At 42.4% G+C, this 18,860-nt stretch carries 19 protein-coding genes; 7 read left to right on the forward strand and 12 right to left on the reverse strand.

What is annotated here, in order from left to right; translation table 11 throughout:
* Window positions 1–157 precede the first annotated feature (157 nt).
* The 6 genes from IQ246_RS03035 to IQ246_RS03060 form a co-directional block, all read right to left on the reverse strand.
* Window positions 158–1,660 (reverse strand): NarK family nitrate/nitrite MFS transporter, encoded by a 1,503-nt coding sequence (locus IQ246_RS03035; RefSeq protein ID WP_194000000.1) that lies wholly within the window; start codon window positions 1,658–1,660, stop codon window positions 158–160.
* Window positions 1,661–1,764: 104 nt separating this feature from the next.
* Window positions 1,765–2,613 carry a nitrate ABC transporter ATP-binding protein gene (locus IQ246_RS03040; RefSeq protein WP_194000002.1) on the reverse strand — a complete coding sequence of 283 codons (849 nt, stop codon included), beginning with the start codon at window positions 2,611–2,613 and terminating at the stop codon, window positions 1,765–1,767.
* A 130-nt stretch (window positions 2,614–2,743) separates the two neighbouring features.
* Window positions 2,744–4,732: a nitrate ABC transporter ATP-binding protein gene (locus tag IQ246_RS03045; RefSeq protein ID WP_194000004.1), complete on the reverse strand. Its 1,989-nt coding sequence runs from the start codon at window positions 4,730–4,732 to the stop codon at window positions 2,744–2,746.
* A 41-nt stretch (window positions 4,733–4,773) separates the two neighbouring features.
* Window positions 4,774–5,607: a nitrate ABC transporter permease gene (gene ntrB, locus IQ246_RS03050; protein ID WP_194000006.1), complete on the reverse strand. Its 834-nt coding sequence runs from the start codon at window positions 5,605–5,607 to the stop codon at window positions 4,774–4,776.
* Window positions 5,608–5,638: 31 nt separating this feature from the next.
* The gene (locus tag IQ246_RS03055) at window positions 5,639–6,961 is read right to left on the reverse strand and encodes a CmpA/NrtA family ABC transporter substrate-binding protein (protein ID WP_194000008.1); all 1,323 of its coding nucleotides are present in this window, start codon (window positions 6,959–6,961) and stop codon (window positions 5,639–5,641) included.
* An 11-nt stretch (window positions 6,962–6,972) separates the two neighbouring features.
* Window positions 6,973–8,583, reverse strand: coding sequence for a ferredoxin--nitrite reductase (locus IQ246_RS03060; protein ID WP_194000010.1), 1,611 nt, complete (start codon window positions 8,581–8,583; stop codon window positions 6,973–6,975).
* 511 nt (window positions 8,584–9,094) lie between these two features.
* Between IQ246_RS03060 and IQ246_RS03065 the strand changes: the two genes are divergently transcribed.
* The 6 genes from IQ246_RS03065 to IQ246_RS03090 all read left to right on the forward strand — a co-directional run bounded on the left by IQ246_RS03065 (window position 9,095) and on the right by IQ246_RS03090 (window position 13,868).
* A complete protein-coding gene (locus IQ246_RS03065) occupies window positions 9,095–9,514 on the forward strand; it encodes a ubiquinol-cytochrome c reductase iron-sulfur subunit (protein WP_194000040.1) in 420 nt (139 codons plus the stop codon).
* 26 nt (window positions 9,515–9,540) lie between these two features.
* On the forward strand, window positions 9,541–10,839 hold the full coding sequence (locus IQ246_RS03070; RefSeq protein WP_194000012.1) for a HEAT repeat domain-containing protein: 1,299 nt from the start codon (window positions 9,541–9,543) through the stop codon (window positions 10,837–10,839).
* 204 nt (window positions 10,840–11,043) lie between these two features.
* Window positions 11,044–11,262, forward strand: a complete 219-nt coding sequence (locus tag IQ246_RS03075) for a hypothetical protein (RefSeq protein ID WP_194000014.1) — start codon at window positions 11,044–11,046, stop codon at window positions 11,260–11,262.
* Window positions 11,259–11,528 (forward strand): hypothetical protein, encoded by a 270-nt coding sequence (locus tag IQ246_RS03080; RefSeq protein WP_194000016.1) that lies wholly within the window; start codon window positions 11,259–11,261, stop codon window positions 11,526–11,528. The genes IQ246_RS03075 and IQ246_RS03080 overlap by 4 nt, the downstream gene beginning before the upstream one ends.
* Window positions 11,529–11,742: 214 nt before the next feature.
* Window positions 11,743–12,690: a LysR family transcriptional regulator gene (locus IQ246_RS03085; protein WP_194000018.1), complete on the forward strand. Its 948-nt coding sequence runs from the start codon at window positions 11,743–11,745 to the stop codon at window positions 12,688–12,690.
* 104 nt (window positions 12,691–12,794) lie between these two features.
* On the forward strand, window positions 12,795–13,868 hold the full coding sequence (locus tag IQ246_RS03090; protein WP_194000020.1) for an anthranilate phosphoribosyltransferase family protein: 1,074 nt from the start codon (window positions 12,795–12,797) through the stop codon (window positions 13,866–13,868).
* A 162-nt stretch (window positions 13,869–14,030) separates the two neighbouring features.
* Here the strand turns inward: IQ246_RS03090 and IQ246_RS03095 are convergent, their stop codons facing one another.
* The 6 genes from IQ246_RS03095 to IQ246_RS03120 all read right to left on the reverse strand — a co-directional run bounded on the left by IQ246_RS03095 (window position 14,031) and on the right by IQ246_RS03120 (window position 18,690).
* Window positions 14,031–14,933: an MBL fold metallo-hydrolase gene (locus tag IQ246_RS03095; RefSeq protein WP_194000022.1), complete on the reverse strand. Its 903-nt coding sequence runs from the start codon at window positions 14,931–14,933 to the stop codon at window positions 14,031–14,033.
* Window positions 14,934–14,945: 12 nt separating this feature from the next.
* Window positions 14,946–15,329, reverse strand: coding sequence for an aspartate 1-decarboxylase (panD, locus tag IQ246_RS03100; protein ID WP_194000024.1), 384 nt, complete (start codon window positions 15,327–15,329; stop codon window positions 14,946–14,948).
* 100 nt (window positions 15,330–15,429) lie between these two features.
* On the reverse strand, window positions 15,430–15,972 hold the full coding sequence (locus IQ246_RS03105; RefSeq protein ID WP_194000026.1) for an inorganic diphosphatase: 543 nt from the start codon (window positions 15,970–15,972) through the stop codon (window positions 15,430–15,432).
* Between the two features lie 62 nt (window positions 15,973–16,034).
* Window positions 16,035–16,229: a hypothetical protein gene (locus IQ246_RS03110; protein ID WP_194000028.1), complete on the reverse strand. Its 195-nt coding sequence runs from the start codon at window positions 16,227–16,229 to the stop codon at window positions 16,035–16,037.
* 341 nt (window positions 16,230–16,570) lie between these two features.
* Window positions 16,571–16,756, reverse strand: a complete 186-nt coding sequence (locus IQ246_RS03115; protein WP_194000030.1) for a hypothetical protein — start codon at window positions 16,754–16,756, stop codon at window positions 16,571–16,573.
* 962 nt (window positions 16,757–17,718) lie between these two features.
* Entirely contained in the window at window positions 17,719–18,690 is a 972-nt protein-coding gene (locus IQ246_RS03120; RefSeq protein WP_194000032.1) for a DUF362 domain-containing protein, read from the reverse strand.
* Here IQ246_RS03120 and IQ246_RS03125 point away from each other — a divergent pair.
* The gene (locus IQ246_RS03125; protein WP_194000034.1) at window positions 18,672–18,857 is read left to right on the forward strand and encodes a hypothetical protein; all 186 of its coding nucleotides are present in this window, start codon (window positions 18,672–18,674) and stop codon (window positions 18,855–18,857) included. The genes IQ246_RS03120 and IQ246_RS03125 overlap by 19 nt on opposite strands.
* Window positions 18,858–18,860 lie beyond the last annotated feature (3 nt).

Here is an 18,860-nt window from a genome sequence, read left to right on the forward strand (position 1 = left end):
TGCGTAAGTCCTAATGAATAAAGCCTGTAGGCAGGCTTTGAGATACTGTAGTCCGCTCCCAGGTTCCGATTATCTGAAGCTAAATCTTGTGTTTATATCTACGCGGACTACATTTATATAACTGAAACTTCAACGAAGGAAGACTTTTACAATTAGCTTATTCTTCTACTAGTAAAGTAGAATTTTTAGTTGCCGTTTCTGGTAATTCACCTTCATTATCTGCCGCAAATGAGCCTTGGGGTTCTTTGAGGAAAAAAGCACACATAAAAGCACAAATGAGAGCGGCTATACCCATTGTGGTAAACAGTGTTGGTGGGTCGGTTAAACTATAAATTGTCAGATAAACCACAGCACCGAAATTACCATAAGCCCCAACATTTCCGGCAATTTGTCCAGTAGCTTCTCTTTTAATTAAAGGTACGATACCGTAGGTTGCACCACAACCAGCTTGAGCAAAGTAAGCGGCAAACATAGTAACTGCGATCGCTAGTGGAATCGGCCAACTGCTGCTAATAAAATGTGCCATCAAATAGCCGACACCAATACCAACGCTGATAATTGTTATTGTCCATTTGCGAGAGCCGAACTTATCAGAAATTAAGCCACCACTGGGACGAGAAATTAAGTTAAGGAAGGGATAGGTAGCGGCAATCATCCCAGCTACTACATGCTCTAAAGCAAAAGTTTTTTCAAAAAATGCAGGCAGCATTGAAACGGCTGCCAGCTCGCTACCAAAGTTAGTTACATAAGTAAATTCTAGTAAAGCCACTTGACCAAACTGAAAGCGTTCAGATGCTGCGTAAGTTTTCTTCCCAGTTAAAAGTTCCTGGTTTACCTTCCAAGCTTTGTAAGTTTGATAAGCAAATAATGCTGCTAATAGCATCCAAGTCAGATACATTTGGCTCAAAGTCAGGAAGTGAATATTCTTTTGTTCCAAACGCCAAGCTAATAAACCTAGAGCAAAAATCAAACCAAAGTTCGAGATAATCATTGCCCAGAAACTTTTGACACTAGTCACTTCTAGAGAACCATTTTTCTTAGGTTTTCTATAAACTTTACCAGCGGGTGTATCTTGGACACTGTTGTAATAAATCACGCCATAAATAGCAGCAATGATCCCTGTAAGAGCGATCGCCAAACGCCAGTTAGAAGCGCCGCCAGCTAAAAAGCTAGTAGAAACTGCAAGTATCGGTAAGGCAAACTCTGCCCCAAAAGCCCCAAAGTTGCCCCAACCGCCATAAATACCTTGAGCAATTCCCATCTCCTTTGGGGGAAACCATTCCGACACCATGCGGATACCAACCACAAATCCAGATCCAACAATTCCCATCAATAAGCGGCTGATGACTAGTTGGTTAAAGTCTTGCGACAGCGCCGTAGCCAAACAAGGAACAGCCGCAAAAATTAGCAGCATTGAATAGGTGATTCTGGGGCCAAAACGATCGAGAAGCATCCCAATGATGATCCGCGCCGGAATAGTCAGAGCTAGGTTACATATACCCAAAGTTTTAATTTGTTCAGGTGCTAGCTGTAGCTCTCTACCAATCGTCGTCGCAAAAGGAGCAAAGTTAAACCAACAGACAAAGGTGAGAAAGAAGGCAAACCAAGTCTTATGTAATATGCTGTAGCGTCCGGTAAATGAAAATAATCCTTTAAGCATTAAGCTTTCCTAATTGAAAAGAACACGTAGATGAGATATGAGGGGAATGAGAAACACAGAAGAATAATTAATAACCAATGCCCAATGCCCAATGCCCAATTTTGTTACTCGTCAGCGTGAGCAAATCGGCGAAAGAGGAAGTCTAGAGCGTAGTTTCGCAAGTCGTAGTACTCAGGGTCTTCCATGATTTGGCGACGATTGCGGGGACGGAAGAAAGGAATATTGAGGATTTCACCAATGTGAGCAGCTGGGCCGTTAGTCATCATCACAACTCTGTCGGCGAGGAAAAGCGCTTCATCAATGTCATGAGTAATCATCAGTATGGTGACTTGATGTTCACGCCAGATTTGCAGCAGTTCTTCTTGTAATTCTTCTCTGGTGATGGCATCTAATGCACCAAAGGGTTCATCGAGAATCAATACTTGGGGACGAATGGAGAGGGCGCGGGCGATCGCAACTCGCTGTTTCATCCCTCCAGAAAGCTGATTGGGTTTCTTGTCAGCCGCTTCTGTAAGCCCCACCATTGCTAAATGTTCTCTGGCGATCGCCCGTTTTTCTGCTTGGGGTTTTTTAGGAAACACCGAATCAATCGCTAGGTAAACGTTATCAAAAACACTCAGCCAAGGCAGTAAACAATAGTTTTGGAATACCATCATCCGGTCGGGGCCTGGTTCGGTGATGGGTTTGTCTTGCAGCAAAACAACACCGTCGGTGGGAGTGTTAAACCCGGAAACCATGTTGAGGAGAGTTGATTTACCACAGCCAGAATGACCAATGATGCAAACGAATTCGCCCTCACGCACTTTCAGGTCAACTCCATCCAGTACGGTGTGAGGGCCTTCGGAAGTTGGATAAATTTTGCTTACACCTTCAATTACCAAAAAATTTTCTGCTTTTTGCGTTTGCAGTTGATTGATTTGAGTTTTGCTGCTAATTCCGTTTACTGTTTGCATGATGAATTTATACCAACCAAATTTTAATTACAACTGATGAAAATAGATTTTCAAGAATGAGCGATCGTTCAAAACAAATTTGAGAGTAATAGAGTTCAATGCCCAATCCCCAATGCCCAATCCCCAATAACTAAATAAATACTTCCTCAATACGTATTTGCCGTTTAATTTCCAAGTTTTTGAGATACTCTATCGGCTCTGATGGGTTAAAAACTTTACCATCAAATAAGTGAATCGGGTCATCCTCTCCGATATCGAGTAAGCCGAGTTCGCGTGCAGCAGTACCAAATATATCTGTACGACAGACTCTTTCAATCACCTCCACCCAGTTTTTTGGGAAGGGTGTTAAGCCCCAACGTGCCATTTGAGTGACCATCCACAAAATTTCAGTGCGGTTGGGATAGTTGGTTTTATTGAGATAAAACTGGTTGTATGCTGTGAAGTCTTGTGGTTGTTTACCGTCGCCGCGATCGTAGGGATCGATGAACCCCGGACGAACGTACACAGGATCTATATCTAAATATTCAGAACGACAGAGTATTTTTAAAATTTCTTCGCGGTTGCGGAAATCGTCACAGTATTTGCAAGCTTTTAACAGGGCTTTGACAAGAGCAAGATAAGTTTCTGGGTACTGTTGCGCCCAATCTTCTCGCACTCCCAACACTTGTTTCGGCTGTCCTGACCAAACTTCCAAAGCTGTAGCCGCAACAAAGCCGACATCTTGATGAACAGCAAGGTAATTCCAGGGTTCTCCAGCACAGTAACCGTCAATCTTTCCGGCTTTGAGTTGAGAAACCATTTCCATTGGTGGAACCACCGTCAAGCTGACATCTCTATCAGGATCTATGCCGCCAGCCGCCAGCCAATAACGCAGCATTAGGTTCAGCATTGAAGTAGGATGAACTACACCCAAAGTCAGAATTTGGTCGGGAGTAGCGCTAATCGCTGCTTTTAAGTCAGTTAGGTTTCTGACTCCTTGGCTATACAATCTTTTGCTTAAAGTAATGGCGTTAGCATTGCGAGAGATATTTAAAGCATTGATTACAGGAATTGGTTTTTTGCCACCAGCACCCAAAGTCAGGGCTAAGGGCATTCCCGCAAGCATCTGAGCAGCATCTAATCTACCGTTAAGAACTCCTTGAGTTATTTCTTCCCAATTACTGGCACGATTGAGGGTGATTTTTTCTAAACCATACTGAGCAAAGAAGCCTTTTTCTTTTGCAACAATCAAAGGTGCAGCATCAGTTAAAGGTAGAAAGCCAATTTCCAGATTGACTTTTTCTAAGCCATTGTGGAATGTAGCTACTGGTACTGAAGTCTGCTGCGCTTTGCGTTTCTTGTCCAGCTTTTGTTGGTTGAGAAAGTAAATCATTTCATTCCGCAGACTGTAGTAGCTGGGATGTTTGACTACTTCCAAGCGTTGACGCGGGCGAGGGATTGGTACTTCGATAATTTGCCCGATATGAGCTTCTGGCCCGTTAGTGAGCATGACGACGCGATCGCTCAACAAGAGCGCTTCATCTACGTCGTGTGTCACCATCACGCATGTAACGTTGTGTTCGTTACAGATTTTCATTAGCTGTTCTTGCAAACTACCCCGTGTCAATGCATCCAACGCCCCAAAGGGTTCATCTAGCAGTAACAACTTGGGACGGGTTGCTAAGGCGCGGGCGATCGCCACCCGTTGTTTCATCCCCCCAGATAACTCACTCGGACGTTTATTCGCCGCAGGACGCAGCCCCACCATATCAATATGTTCTTCAATAATACTTTGACGTTCACCCTTGGGCTTACCTTTATACACTTCATCAACAGCCAGGGCTACGTTTTCCCGTACTGTTAACCAAGGCAGCAAAGAGTAGTTTTGAAACACTACCATCCGATCTGGACTCGGATCTTTGATTTCCCGCCCTTCCAAGGTAACGCCGCCAACACTTGCTCGATCTAAACCTGCAATGATGTTGAGCAAAGTAGATTTACCACAACCAGAGTGTCCAATTAGAGAAACAAATTCCCCTTGTTGGATTTTCAACTCAATATTTTTTAGAGCAATATATTTGCCACCAGTTGGGAGATCAAATACACGGTCAACGTGGTCAACTTCAACAAAAGTAGTCATTCGTTAATTCGTAATTCGTAATTTTGAAAATAGCTCATTTTTTATTCGGGTACAAGTTTGCTAGCTATAAAACCAACCATTCTATCTAGTATTAAGCCGACCAAACCAACATAAATTAAGGCAAGAATAATTTCGCTTAAGTTAGTTTCTGTGGTGGTATTATAGGCATCCCAAATAAATGAACCAATTCCGACACCACCGACTAACATTTCTGCTGCGACAATTGCTAACCAAGATAAACCAATGCCAATACGTAATCCTGTAAATATATAAGGAACAGTGGCAGGAAATACTACTTTAAAGAAATACTTGGCTCCTTTTAAACGCAAAACTCTGGCTACGTTTATGTAGTCTTGAGGAATTTGTTGCACACCCACTGTGGTGTTGATCACAACTGGCCAAACAGATGTAATGAAAATTACGAAAATAGCTGAAGGATTAGCCTGTTGAAATGCTGCTAAAGAAATAGGTAGCCATGCGAGAGGAGGTACAGTCCGCAACACTTGGAAGATGGGATCTAGAGCGTTATAAAGTAATTTATTAGCACCAATCAAAATCCCCAATGCGATACCAACAATTGCTGCTAGAGAAAAGCCTAAACCAACTCTTCCTAAACTACTGAGTATCTGCCAGCCTAAGCCTTTATCACTTTCGCCATTATCAAAAAATGGATTAATAATAAAAGGATCCCAAGTTTCAGAAAAGGTTTCTATCGGCCCAGGTAACTTAAAGTTAGGATTTAAACAAAGTAGTTGCCAAATCACTAGAAAAATAGCTAATGCTACCAGTGGGGGCACAATTTTTTGCGAAACTAATTTATTGAAATTTTTACGGTGATTTTTCTTGATAGTGCGACTTCCAAGGATAGCTGCCATTTTATTTTTTCTCCTCTCCCATTGCAATTGATTAGACTTTCTTAATTTTTAAACTTTGCAAATATTCTTCTGGTTTTTCTGGGTCAAATTTCACACCATCAAAGAAAGTCTCAATGCCACGAGAACTACTCTTAGGAATTTCGGAATCAGGAACAGCAATAGCTTTAGCTGCTTTTTTCCACAAATCCTCTTTATTCACTTGATTAACTATTTCCTGAACCTTAGTATTTTTTGGTAAATAGCCCCAGCGAATATCTTCTGTTAAAAACCAAATATCGTGACTTTTGTAAGGATAGGAGGCATTATCTGCCCAGAACTTCATGCGATTTGGGAAGTTTTGCTGAGTACGACCATCACCAAAGTCAATATTGCCTTTCGACCTTTCTAAAATATCTGCGGCAGCAACGTTAAGGTATTTACGGTCAGAGCAGATTTTGCACATCTCCTCTTTATTTTCTGCGCGATCGCACCATTGTTGAGCTTCCATAACTGCCATCAACATTGCTTGTGTGGCATTGGGATTTTGATCAACCCAATCTTTCCGCATAGTAAAGGCTTTTTCTGGATGATCTTTCCACAATTCGCCTGTCACTAAAGCTGAATAACCTATTTTTTGGTTTACCAATTGAGCGTTCCAAGGCTCTCCCACGCAGAAAGAATCGATGGTGTTAACTTTCATATTCGCCACCATTTGTGGTGGTGGTACAGGTTCCAAAACCACATCTTGATCTGGATTAATGCCGCCAGCTGCTAACCAGTAGCGCATCCACAAATCGTGAGTACCACCAGGAAAGGTAACACCAAATTTCAAGGCTTTTTTATTGGCTTTGCCCTGACTCGCAGCTTCTTTCAGCCCTTTGCTTTCTAAATTGACATTAAGTTCTTTAAATTTATTGGCAACAGAGATACCCTGACCGTTGGTATTTAACCTGGCCAAGATGTACATTGGCACTTTATCGTTGATGGTCATCAAGTAAGGCATGGGGCTGAGAATATGTGCGCCATCAATACCACCGCCAGCTGAACCGATTTTTAAGTTGTCACGAGTCACAGGCCAAGATTTTTGCTTGATCACCTCGACATCGGTCATGCCGTACTTAGCAAAAAAGCCCTTCTCTTTAGCAATAATTAAAGGAGCAGCATCAGTTAGAGCGATGAATCCTAGCTTGGCTTTGGTTACTTCTACCTTGGGAGCGTTAGCTACTGTAGAGACGTTGGCGGCTGGAGCCGCAGAGGGTGTATTACCACCTGTTGAGGCTGTATTACTGCCAGAAGAACAACCGTGAGCCAAAATAGAAGCGGTAGCTGTAGCGCTTGCGGCGAAAATAAATTTTCTTCTTGAAAGATTTGTCATTTGTCTTTTATTTAGTTGTTAACTGTTAGTTGTGCTCTACTGACCAATGAGTTAGTTACCAAGGCTTCTTGCCTCGGTTTTGCGCCAAAGTGTTCAATGAGTAAATTTTGCAATATTGGCTGTAAGTCTTCACAGGGTATGCCTTTGATGACACAAGCTCCTAGATGGGCGTCTTTGCCAACTTTGCCACCCATGTAGATATCAACCCCTTCTACAGCTTTGCCATTTTTGCGAACTTTAGTTCCCATCAAGCCAATATCTGCAACTTGGGGCTGTCCACAGGAGTTAGGACAACCTGTCCAGTGAATTCGCACGTTTGCAGTCAGTATTAACTCTGCTTCCAATGCTTTAATGATTCCTAAAGCACGATTTTTAGTTTCAATTAGGGCAAAGTTACAAAATTGTGCGCCTGTACAAGAAACTAGCGATCGCGTCAGTAAACCAGGATCAATCGAAAATCTTTCTAGCAGTGGTTCTGTCAAAAATGTTGCCAACCGCGAGTCAGGAATATTAGGAATAATGATATTTTGCTCAACGGTGAAGCGAATTTCACCACTACCGTAAACTTCTGCTAAACGTGCGATTTCAAACATATCTTCGGCATATAGCCGACCAACGGGGATGTGCAAACCTACATAGTGCAATCCTGGTTGTTTTTGTTTATATACCCCAATATGGTCGCGTTTTTCCCAATCTATTTCGTCTTTTGCCGCAGCGGGTAACAATGATTTACCCAAACGCTTTTCGACTTCTTGGCGAAACTTTTCCAAACCCCATTCATCAATTAGCCACATCAGACGGGATTTTTGCCGATTGGCACGCGGGCCGTAGTCACGAAAGACTTCTAAAACCGCTCTACATACACCTACCACGTCTTCTGGAGATACCCAAGCATTCAGCGGAATCGCCGCCTCACAGCGTTTGGCAGAGAAAAAGCCACCCACCAAGATGTTAAAGCCGAATATACGTGAAGAGAGTTCTTTCCCATCCTCCTTAAAGGCTGGAACAAAAGCCAGATCATTAATTTCGGCGTGAACTGAATTGTCTCGTCCACCAGCGATCGCAATGTTAAACTTTCTCGGTAGATTGCTAAACTCTGGATTACCTTCCCCTTTATTGGTGATCATGTCCTGAATTTGCTGCACCACCTCCCGTGTGTCATACAATTCATCTGCATCCAATCCTGCCACAGGATCACCAGTGATATTACGAACGTTGTCCATTCCTGACTGGATGCTGGTTAAACCAACTGTGTGAAGTCTATTGAAAATATCCGGTAAGTCTTCAATTCTGATGCCCCGCAATTGGATATTCTGTCTGGTAGTGATGTCAGCGCTACTATCATCTCCGTAACGTTGCATAACTGCCGCTAAAGTACGCATTTGACTACTCGTAAGAATACCGTTGGGTAGCCGCATCCGCATCATAAACTTGCCTGGAGTGACTGGACGAAAAAACACACCTACCCATTTGAGTCGATGATCACGGTCTATTTCATCCATTGCTTCCCAGCCTAGGGCGGCAAATTTCTCTATCTCACCCTTGACGGCGAGTCCATCTTTTTCTGCTTTGAACTTCTCAAACTTGTTAAGGCTAGTTGTAGTGGTGGCTATGTCTGTCATGAAATGACTCTCGTTACAAATTGCTGATCCGGTGATAGCTTTTATCAGTCAACCCGTAGTCTCATCAGTTGCTGTGTCTACGAGGGTTAGGGATTCCCAAGAAATAAATTATCCAATAAGAACCAACAGAGAACGCGGATACTTATTGAGGAATAGAGAGGGTTGCTGCGTCAGTTTTTTGGATGTTTTTTTATTTGGTAGTCCCTGAGCAAACAAAAAATTATTTTTGGTTAGGGGTTATTTAAAGACATTACAAAGTGAAGTTTAAGGTAGGTAAAATACCTGTTATACAATCAGTGATTAGTTTGCAGACTGTTCATGTAACAATTTCGATACTCTTAAGTTAAAACGGGGCTTATGTTAAAATCGTATAAATTGTTACGGTTTGTTAGTAAAATTGCTATAATCGAATAATTAGTATGCGTTTTCTGCATTAAAAGCAATTAATGAATAATGTAAAGCGCTTACTGAACAGCATTCAAAATCTATGTATGTTAGCCAAAACGCAGTTATGAAACGCCGTGATTTCATTCATTGGGTGGGTTTGGGTTGGATAGCAAGTTCTCTGCCTGTAGCGATCGCAGCCTGTTCTTCTCAGACTGCACCAAAATCTTCAACTGGGGATTGGCAAACAGTGGGCACCTCGGCAGAATTAGATAAGGCTGGTCAATTACTTGCTAAAAACTCCCCCGTTGGGTCTGTATTAGTAGTCGGCACGTCTAAAACTGAAAATTTAACTGCTGTAGACCCTACCTGTACTCACCGAGGTTGTACGGTAGTATGGCAAACTGAGGCAAAAAAATTCGCCTGTCCATGTCATGGTTCAGAATTTGGGATTGATGGTAAGGTGCAAAAAGGCCCAGCAACAACACCGCTAAAAACTTATGCCGCCAAGATTGAGGGTGATTCAGTTGTAGTGAAGCCAACTTAGACAACTCAAAATTCAAGCAGGGTGTCGTGAATAATATCAACCAGCTTTTGGTGCAGGCCCAGGCAGCAAATGATCTAGCTGATTGGTCATCACTGATTCAATATTTACAACAGTTAATTTTAGGAGAAAACGCTAGACATCCAGAGCTAGTTAAAAATCGAGAACATATTCTGAAATTAGCATTCTCAATTTTAGAGATGGGGGATTTTCAGCAGCGCTGGGAAGTTACCAAGGTGTTGACTAACTTAGGAAATATTGCCATCCCGCCACTCATTGAGATTTTAGGAGATGAAGACGCAGAGGAAGAATTGCGCTGGTATGCAGCCAAGATTTTAGGCGAGTTTCAGCATCCAGATGCTATTAGGGCTTTGGTGGAATTATTGAAAACCGATGAAAATGAAGAACTCAAGGCGATCGCCACAACAGCACTAGGGCAAATGGGTACTGCTGCGATCACCGCACTCTCGGAACTCATAACAGAAGAAGATACACGGCTTTTAGCAGTGCGATCGCTCTGTTGTATTCGCCAAACAGAAACCATTACACCTCTGTTGGGTGTAGTCCAAGATTCACAAGCCGCAATCCGCACCGCTGCAATTGAAGCCCTTAGTAGCTTTCATGATCAACGTGTGCCACCAACACTGTTGGTGGCTTTGGATGATGTAGCTGTCACAGTCAGACGTGCAGCAGTTCTGGGTTTAGGTTTTCGCCCTGACTTATGTTCAGAATTAGATTTAGTAACGAAACTGCAACCCAGGCTCTATGACTTTAACCTTGAGGTTTGTTGTGCCGCTGCGGTTGCTCTTTCTCGGATGAATTGTGACGAAGCTGCTAAGCAATTATTTCAGGTGTTGGTATTACCTCAGACACCAGTAAAACTGCAACTGGAAATCATCCGCGCTTTAAGTTGGATGGAAATTCTATCCAGTGTGGAATATTTACAAAAAGCACTTAATTACACCTGTTCAGAGACAATGTGGCAGGAAATTGTGACAGTTTTGGGACAAGTACAGCAGCCACAATTAACTCAACTCGCTACAGAAATTTTGCTGGATATGCTGCAATCAAAGCATCCAGCCACACCAATTGCCAACATCAAAAGCGCGATCGCTTTATCTCTAGGTCAGTTAGGCAAGATGCAGGCAATTGAACCATTGATTTGGCTGCTAGCAGATGCAAATGCATCAGTGAGATTACATGCGATCGCCGCACTAAAAAATCTAGATAGGGAAGTTGCACATCAACAATTGCAGCAGTTAGCAAATAATGCCACACTCATACCAGATTTGCAAAAAGGAATAGCGATCGCCCTAGCCGAATGGTAAATCTTTTTAGAGAGGATGAAGAAGCAGGGGAAAGAAGTCTCCTAAGTTTGACAATATAGCGGTTCCCACTCGGATGCGGTTGTTAATTCAGGTTGCTCAGCACCAGCAGCTTAATATCCATATTGAGTTAGACAAAGGATCTATCGCGCAATAGTGCAGTGAACGATAGCATTGTAGTGCTATGTCTGTGGGAGTTCGGTAGTTATGACCGAGTTACTTGAAAAGGCGATCGCTAGGTTGAAAACTTTGCCTGCCAGTGAGCAGGATGCGATCGCTGTAATGATTCTGGAAGAACTCGAAGATGAAATCCGATGGGATAAAGCATTTGCAGGTTCTAAGGATACCCTTGCTAAACTCGCAGCCGAAGCAATGGCTGAGTATCACGCAGGGAAAACCCAAGAGTTAGACCCAGAAACATTGTGAAGTCACGCACAACCGCCCAATTTCGTAAAGCCTTTGCTGATTTACCTGAGCAAGTTCAAAAGCAAACACGCGAGGCATATCGCCAATTCAAACAAGATCCTCGTCATCCCAGTTTGCGCTTCAAAAAAGTACATCCAGAATTACCAATCTACTCTGCTCGCATCAGCAAAAGTTATCGGGCAGTTGGACAGTTAGAAGGCGATACAGTTATCTGGTTTTGGGTTGGTTCACATACAGACTATGACATGTTGCTCTTTAACTTGTAGCTACGTAGGAAAAATTAGCAATAATACAGCCATTTTCCTCAAGATTTACCAAAAAATTCCGTGCCAAGCGGACAATTGACGATGAAGTCAGTAAAACCTGATTTATATTAATTATATAAATTTGACAGAAAGACTTGTAACAAACTTTACTAAATTGTCAATTAAAAACCGTTAACTTAATGAAAGCCATAAATGTAATTCAGGCTACGTAAAAATGCGGTTAGAGCAGTTGCAAGCCTTTCTGGCGATCGCCCAAACCGGCAGCTTTCAACAAGCAGCGCGGCAATGTAGTGTTACTCAATCGACGATCAGTCGCCAAATCCAGGCATTAGAAGCAGATTTGGGGTTAGAACTATTTCACAGAACAAGTCATGCCAAGCTAACACTGGCAGGTGAACGTTTGCTACCTCGTGTCCGCAAAATTTGCCAAGAGTGGCAGACTGCCACAAACGAATTAGCAAATTTAATCGCAGGAAAACAGCCAGAACTTTGCATTGCAGCGATTCACTCAATATGTGCCACTTACCTGCCACCAGTGTTGCAAAAATTTTGTCATGATTATCCAGATGTGCAATTGCGGGTGACTTCATTAGGAAGCGATCGCGCCTTAAAAGTCCTCAAAGATGGATTAGTAGATCTAGCAATTGTGATGAATAATCGGTTTTTAACCACTGGTAGAGAAATGGTAGTAGAAGTACTTTATGATGAACCTATAGAAGTCCTTACGGCAGCCAATCATCCCCTAGCTAAATATGAATGTATCCCTTGGTCGGAGCTAATTCGTTATCCCCAAGTGGTTTTTAAAGATGGTTATGGGATGCAACGTCTAATACAAGATAGATTTGAGCGACTGGAAGCTAAACTTCAGGCGGCTTTAGAGGTAAACACCCTAGACGCTTTCCGAGGAGTAGTGCGCCAAGGAGAACTGATAGCTTTACTGCCTCAATCAGCACTAATCGAAGCACGTTGTGACCCTACCCTTGCAGTCAGACCCCTAACCAGCAATAGTAAGGGTACTTTCCCTGATAGTTCGAGTTTAACTCGTCGGGTAGTGATGGTAACAACTCAAGACCGTCTCCAAATTCCCCCCATCAATCACTTTTGGCAACTAGTGCGGGAAAATATCCCACTACAACTTGACCAACAGCGATCGGCTTCATAAGTGTCATTAGTCATTGGTCATTCGTCATTGGCACTCTCACCATTGGACTTTGGACAAATGACATAGACGTGTAGCGGCTTACCGCAGGGTAGGACAAAGGACAAATGAGCAATGTATTTAGAGAATTTTTGCAAAAAGTAGGTAGCGGAAACCACACAGCCGAGAATTTGACTCGTCTTGAAGCAGCCACTGCTACAAAGATGATGTTGCTAGGTGAAGCAACGCCAGCCCAAATTGGGGCATTTTTGATTGCCCACCGAATTAAGCGTCCCACTGGGGAAGAGTTAGCAGGTATGTTGGATGCCTACGACGAACTAGGGCCAAAACTGCAACCAATCGCTTTTGCGCGTCCGGTGATAGTTTTGGGTCTACCTTATGATGGGAGAACCCGCACCGCACCAATTGCTCCGATAACGGCTTTAATCCTTGCTGCATCTGGACAGCCTGTGGTAATGCATGGTGGCGATCGCTTACCAACAAAGTATGGATTACCCCTGATAGATATTTGGCAGGGATTAGGTGTCAATTGGACTAACTTATCACTAACGAAAACCCAACAGGTGTTTGAGCAAACAGGTATTGGCTTTGTTTATACACCAGAGCATTTTCCCCTAACTAACAGTCTTTGGGAGTACCGTGATCAACTCGGCAAGCGTCCACCTTTGGCGACAATGGAGTTAATCTGGTGTCCTTATGCTGGGGATGCTCATATAATTGCTGGGTTTGTCCATCCTCCTACGGAAGCGATGTTTCAAGTCGCTTTGACTCTGCGAGGGGTAACAAAATTTACATTAGTCAAGGGATTGGAAGGTAGTTGCGACTTACCACGCGATCGCACTGCGATTATTGGCTTATCTTCATCAGCATCTCAAGAACTAGAACGCTTGCACCTTGTATCGCGTGAATACGGTTTTACCACCAAGAATTTACCCCTAGGCACTAACGAAGAACTCGTAGCTGATATGCAGCAGGTTTTGGTTGGTAATCCAGGTGAACTGATGCAAACAGCCTTGTGGAATGGTGGGTTTTATCTGTGGCGCAGTGGCATTTGTCCAGACATGCGATCGGGTATAATCAAAACTGAAGAATTATTAACTAGTGGTGCGGTAGCTGCTAAACTTCAAGAACTCAGCCAAGCAGTGAATTCTGTATCAGCAGCAGCTTTTCAGCCAGCTTAAGTTGTAGAGTTAATACTGTAGCAGGTGCGGCAGTATCTCTAAATATTAATTTTTGTGCAAAGTATGATTAAACTCAATAGATTATTTGAGAAAAGACTTTTATCCTTCACAAAAAAATAATTTATCGTTGATTTAAAAGCTTACAGTCTGAACATACTGAAATTACTTATCAACAGCTAATACCAGACCTTCACGGGCTAGTAATACTTCGGGAAATATAGATTTAATTTCAACTTGAACCTGGTCAAGAAAATAATCCTCGTCATCTGGGTGGTGATGAGAGATTACTAAGCGTTTCACATCAGCAGTTTGAGCCACACTCACCGCAGTTTGCCAATGTAAATCAGCTGAGTCATGGTTGTGAGCGGTTGGCGGAGTATAGGTAGCATTAGCAATCAGTAAATCAACGCCTTTAATAAACTGTAAAATCCGCTCTCGTTCTACTTCATCGGCATTTTTGTGTAAATCTGTGATATAAGCAACACTGTATTGCTGCCAAGCAACTCGATAACCAACTGACCGCTGAGTTTGATTGATCAATGTTACTGTAATGATCACATCATCTAACTTAACTTCCCTGTTTGGAGTCAAATTGTAAAACTGCAATTCTGACTGCATTACCTGCAAAGGGTAAGGAAAGTGTGGCTGGAGCATCTGGTCGCATAGGCATTGTTTGATTGAGGCTCCATTTGAAGCAGCTGTGCCGTAAATATGGAAGCAATTTTCCGCAATAAATGCAGGAGCAAAAAAGGGAAACCCTTGAATACGATTTGACTGGGAGTTAGTAAAAAATAAATGAGCTTCCAGTGGCTGTCGCAGTTTTTGCCAAGTTTTACCTAGTATGCGTAAGCCAGTACCGCCATCAAAAATCAAGCGTTTTCCGGCTACATGCATTTCTACACAAGCAGTATTGCCACCATAGCAGCTGGTGTTACTGGCTGGGGTGGGAATTAAACCCCGTACACCCCAGAATTGTACAAAAAATTCACCCGATAGGTTACTCCTTAGGGTAGTTGACTTTTCAGTTACGTAACTATGTGAACCGGACAACTCAAAATTTGACATTTTCCTTGACTGTTAGACCTTACTGAGCAGGTCATCGTAGCGCCGCACTTCCAACAGTCGGTTTTTTTCATCCACAATGACCACCGTCGGAGAGTAACTTTTTAACTCTTCTAAAGTGAACTGCCCGTAAGTCATTATAATCAAGCGATCGCCAATAATGCCTAGACGTGCCGCAGCCCCATTTAATTCAATTACTCCTGAATTAGCAGCAGCCGGGATCGCATACGTAATGAAGCGCTCGCCATTGGCATTATTTACTACTTGTACCTGCTCATAGGGTAAGATGCCAGCTTTATCTAAAAGGATTTGATCGATACTGATACTACCCACGTAGTGAAGATTTGCCCCCGTGAGGGTGCAGTTGTGAATTTTTGCCAAAAGGAGCGTGCGCTGCATTGCGTTTATGGGTTCTGTGGCAATTGAGCTAAAGTCTAGTAAAAGTCAAGGAGGTAAAGTTTTGTGCTTTCCCTATTCCTGACTTTTGTTGAAGTTTTGTTTAGGTAGTTTGAGAATCAGAATCCCGACCTTTTTCGCTACCGGCTTTTATGCACTTTTCTACTAAGGGCATAACCTGTTCAACATCCTGCCACCCGCGAATTTCAGTTACCTTTTTTTCCAAATTTTTATAACTGCGGAAAAATTCGGCAATTTCAGCCAAACGGTGTGGCGGTACATCTTTCAGGGATTTTATTTGAGCGTAGCGGGGATCTTTGTCAGGAACACAAAGGATTTTTTCATCGCGATCGCCGCCGTCAATCATCTCCAGAAATCCAATTGGTCTTGCGGCTATAACACAACCTGGGAAGGTCGGCTCATCTATTAATACCATACCATCCAGGGGGTCGCCATCATCGGCCAAAGTATTGGGTACAAAGCCGTAGTCATACGGATATTGTACCGAGGAATAAAGTACCCGGTCTAGAGCAAAAGCTTGTATTTCTTTGTCGTATTCGTATTTATTTTTACTCCCGCCTACAATTTCAATCAGAACGTTGATTAGACCCGGTTTAGGTTGGGCAGGAATACGAGATAAGTCCACAAAAAACTCCTCCGCTAACAGTGAATCATGGGAGCATTCAGCTTCACTCCCCGTGTAGAATTTTAGGGCAATATGGATCTCTTCCCAAGGTATTCATAGAAAGCGGTGGGAGAAGCTTCCTTGTGAGCGTTGTCGGAAAGCCCCGCCGCCGCTTGTGGCATTGGTAATTTTTTACCATGCCCAAAACCACGCGCCTGCAAGCGAAAAGTTTCCAGGGAGCGGAAAACACGCCCACAGAACTTTTCGCTTGCGGGCATGGTTTTTCTATTTGTATTAGGGACTTTTAAGAAGCAGAACTGAAGAATCTATCTGTTCTGTGTCTCTTGAGTCCACAATCTTATCGAATTAGCCAAACAATAGAAAAAGCGTTGCTAAGTTTCCACGCAACGCTTTTTCCAAGACAGTGGTGTAGATTTCCCTTACCTGGATGCTGCTAGAGGGATTTCTATCCTTACTCAAGTCTTGACTATTGAATCTAGAGTCAAATAACACAGATTCAATTTATTCTTGATGAATTAAGTCAACAGACATTGTCTCAAAGTCTGCTTTCTCCTTTTTCGAGATTTTGTGTTGATAAAATTTTATTGGGAAGTTTTGTCTAATCTTCACTTCCTTGTATGTTATAAGTCAGGGGTTGCGGGTTATTCTGAACATCGGGTGAAGAATAGTGGCCGATGACAAATACGGGTAGAGTTAGAGTTAATAGTGCGATCGCAGTTCCCACAATGTCTGCCAAACGATGGGAATACGTGTCGGCATTGGCAGACTGGCTATTTGAATTCATACAAAATTGAGGTTCGTCGGATCACTTGTAGGTCTACTCTCTGAGTGAGAGTGTTGATGCTATTTTAGCTATTTTTTAACTGTAAACTGTGTAGCTGTTAACAAACTAAACCAGTTTTGCAAGCGTCATAATATTATTTTTATACATGAACATTTTGATACAAAATCGCCAGTTAACGAATTAGGTTTTATTTTGTGGCTAATGTTTGCAGATGCTTCACAGTATTGTGTAACAGATACTTTTCGCATAACTGATGATAACAGCATTATAAATTACCTTTTTCTGCTGATTAGAGATTAATTAGCAAAATGTATTTTTCCAGACTGAATTTAGATTATAACATCTTGCAACGCCTCTACTCACATCATTTGGGGTAAATCGAAAGATTGTGATACCAAATACAATTACCGCAAAAATACCGAACAGATATCTGTGTTTTCAATTATTCAACAGTAGTTATACATAAAAATATTTACAACCTAGGAATAACCAGGTAGTGATGATTTTTGTAACCGTCATTTTCTACCGAATAAATACAGATATATTAATCGTGTTGTCCAGCATTAATTCAGTGATAATACCAAATAAGTATTTCAGAATTTAAATTTATAAATCTGTGCAATATCACTGCAATTTTGTCAATCTGTATATAGGTAGAGTAAAAATGCATTAAATGAATACTCAATCCCAATTTATAAAACTGTATAAGTATGAACCTTAGTTTTTGGCGATTGTAGTATTTAAGTTAGTTTTCTGCTATGGTCATGCTGCGTTTAGAATCACCAACTATTTAACCGGATTTTATACACAAATCTTATAACAAATGAGCCAACTAAAAAAACCGCCACTAAATTAGGGCGGTCTGGTTAAGCAATCGGAGGGTAATTACAGGTTACTCTGCTGATAAGTAAACGTGTTGTAGCAGAATTTGCATTTATCGCTAGCCTAAACCTAAAGATAAACTAACGTTTACCATAAACACTCATTGGTTCCTTAATAAACCGGATATAAAGATGCTTAAACGTAGACTTGACTACGCGGGGCATAGCAAAATCAATAGGCATTAACTTGTCTGGTAGCTGCCAATCTTCTATTTTTAGTAAGTCAGGATGTAAGTGAGGAAATTCTATAGCAGCAAGTTCTGGGCAAACTCCCAGTCTTTGAGAAGCTGCAACGGTAGGTACTTGTTCGGGTGGAACATTGAGGATTTCTATCATTGCCCGATCTAAGGCAAATACATTTGATGCTGCTGCTAAAATGCCCAGTTGACGAGGTTCACCGCCACTAGGGCCATTACCTTCATGACCGATGATGGCATCTAAGATGGTTAAGTTTGGGTTAATTGCCTTGGCAGTTTCTACTAACATTTCACCAAATCGGTTTGCGTCTTTTCCAGCTTCCATGTGCCACCAAGCTTTCATCTTTCCGGGAACGCAACCAAACAGATTTTTTACACCCAATGTTAATGTTAGCTGTGTATGTGATTTGACTTTGGGCAGATTAATTACTACATCTGCTTCCATCGCTTCTTTGCAAAGCCGCAGATGATTAAAATCTTCATTTACAGTTTGGTAACGCTTGCCGTGAAACTCGATAATCGGTAAATTCAGTTCTTCTAAAAGAGGCAAATAGCCATTTGCCACTGCTACTCCCTTAGCACTGCCAAAAGCTGGACTATCTCCTAAAAATGGCTCACCACCAGCCTCAATTACCATCTGGGCTACTTCGTAAACCAGTTCGGGGCGAGTGGTACACTCTTTAGTAGGACGCGCTCCTGTGAGTAGATTCGGTTTGAGCAAGACGCGATCGCCTTTTTTCACAAAAGCAGCCATTCCCCCTAAAGGTTCCAGCAGTGTGGCTAAAGATTCCCGTAAAGCCTCTCGTTCGTAGGAAGTAGCCCGAATTAAACTGACAGATGGTTTTTGAGTCTGCATGGTATGGATTGGGATTGGGGATTGGGCATTGGGAATTGGGCATTGGGGATTGGGCATTGGGAATTGGGCATTGGGCATTGGGCATTGGGCATTGGGCATTGGGGACTGGGGACTGGGGATTAGGGATTAGGGACTGGAGACTGAGGACTAGGGACTGGGGACTGTGAAAT

The organism is aff. Roholtiella sp. LEGE 12411 (assembly GCF_015206995.1).
GTDB lineage: Bacteria > Cyanobacteriota > Cyanobacteriia > Cyanobacteriales > Nostocaceae > Komarekiella.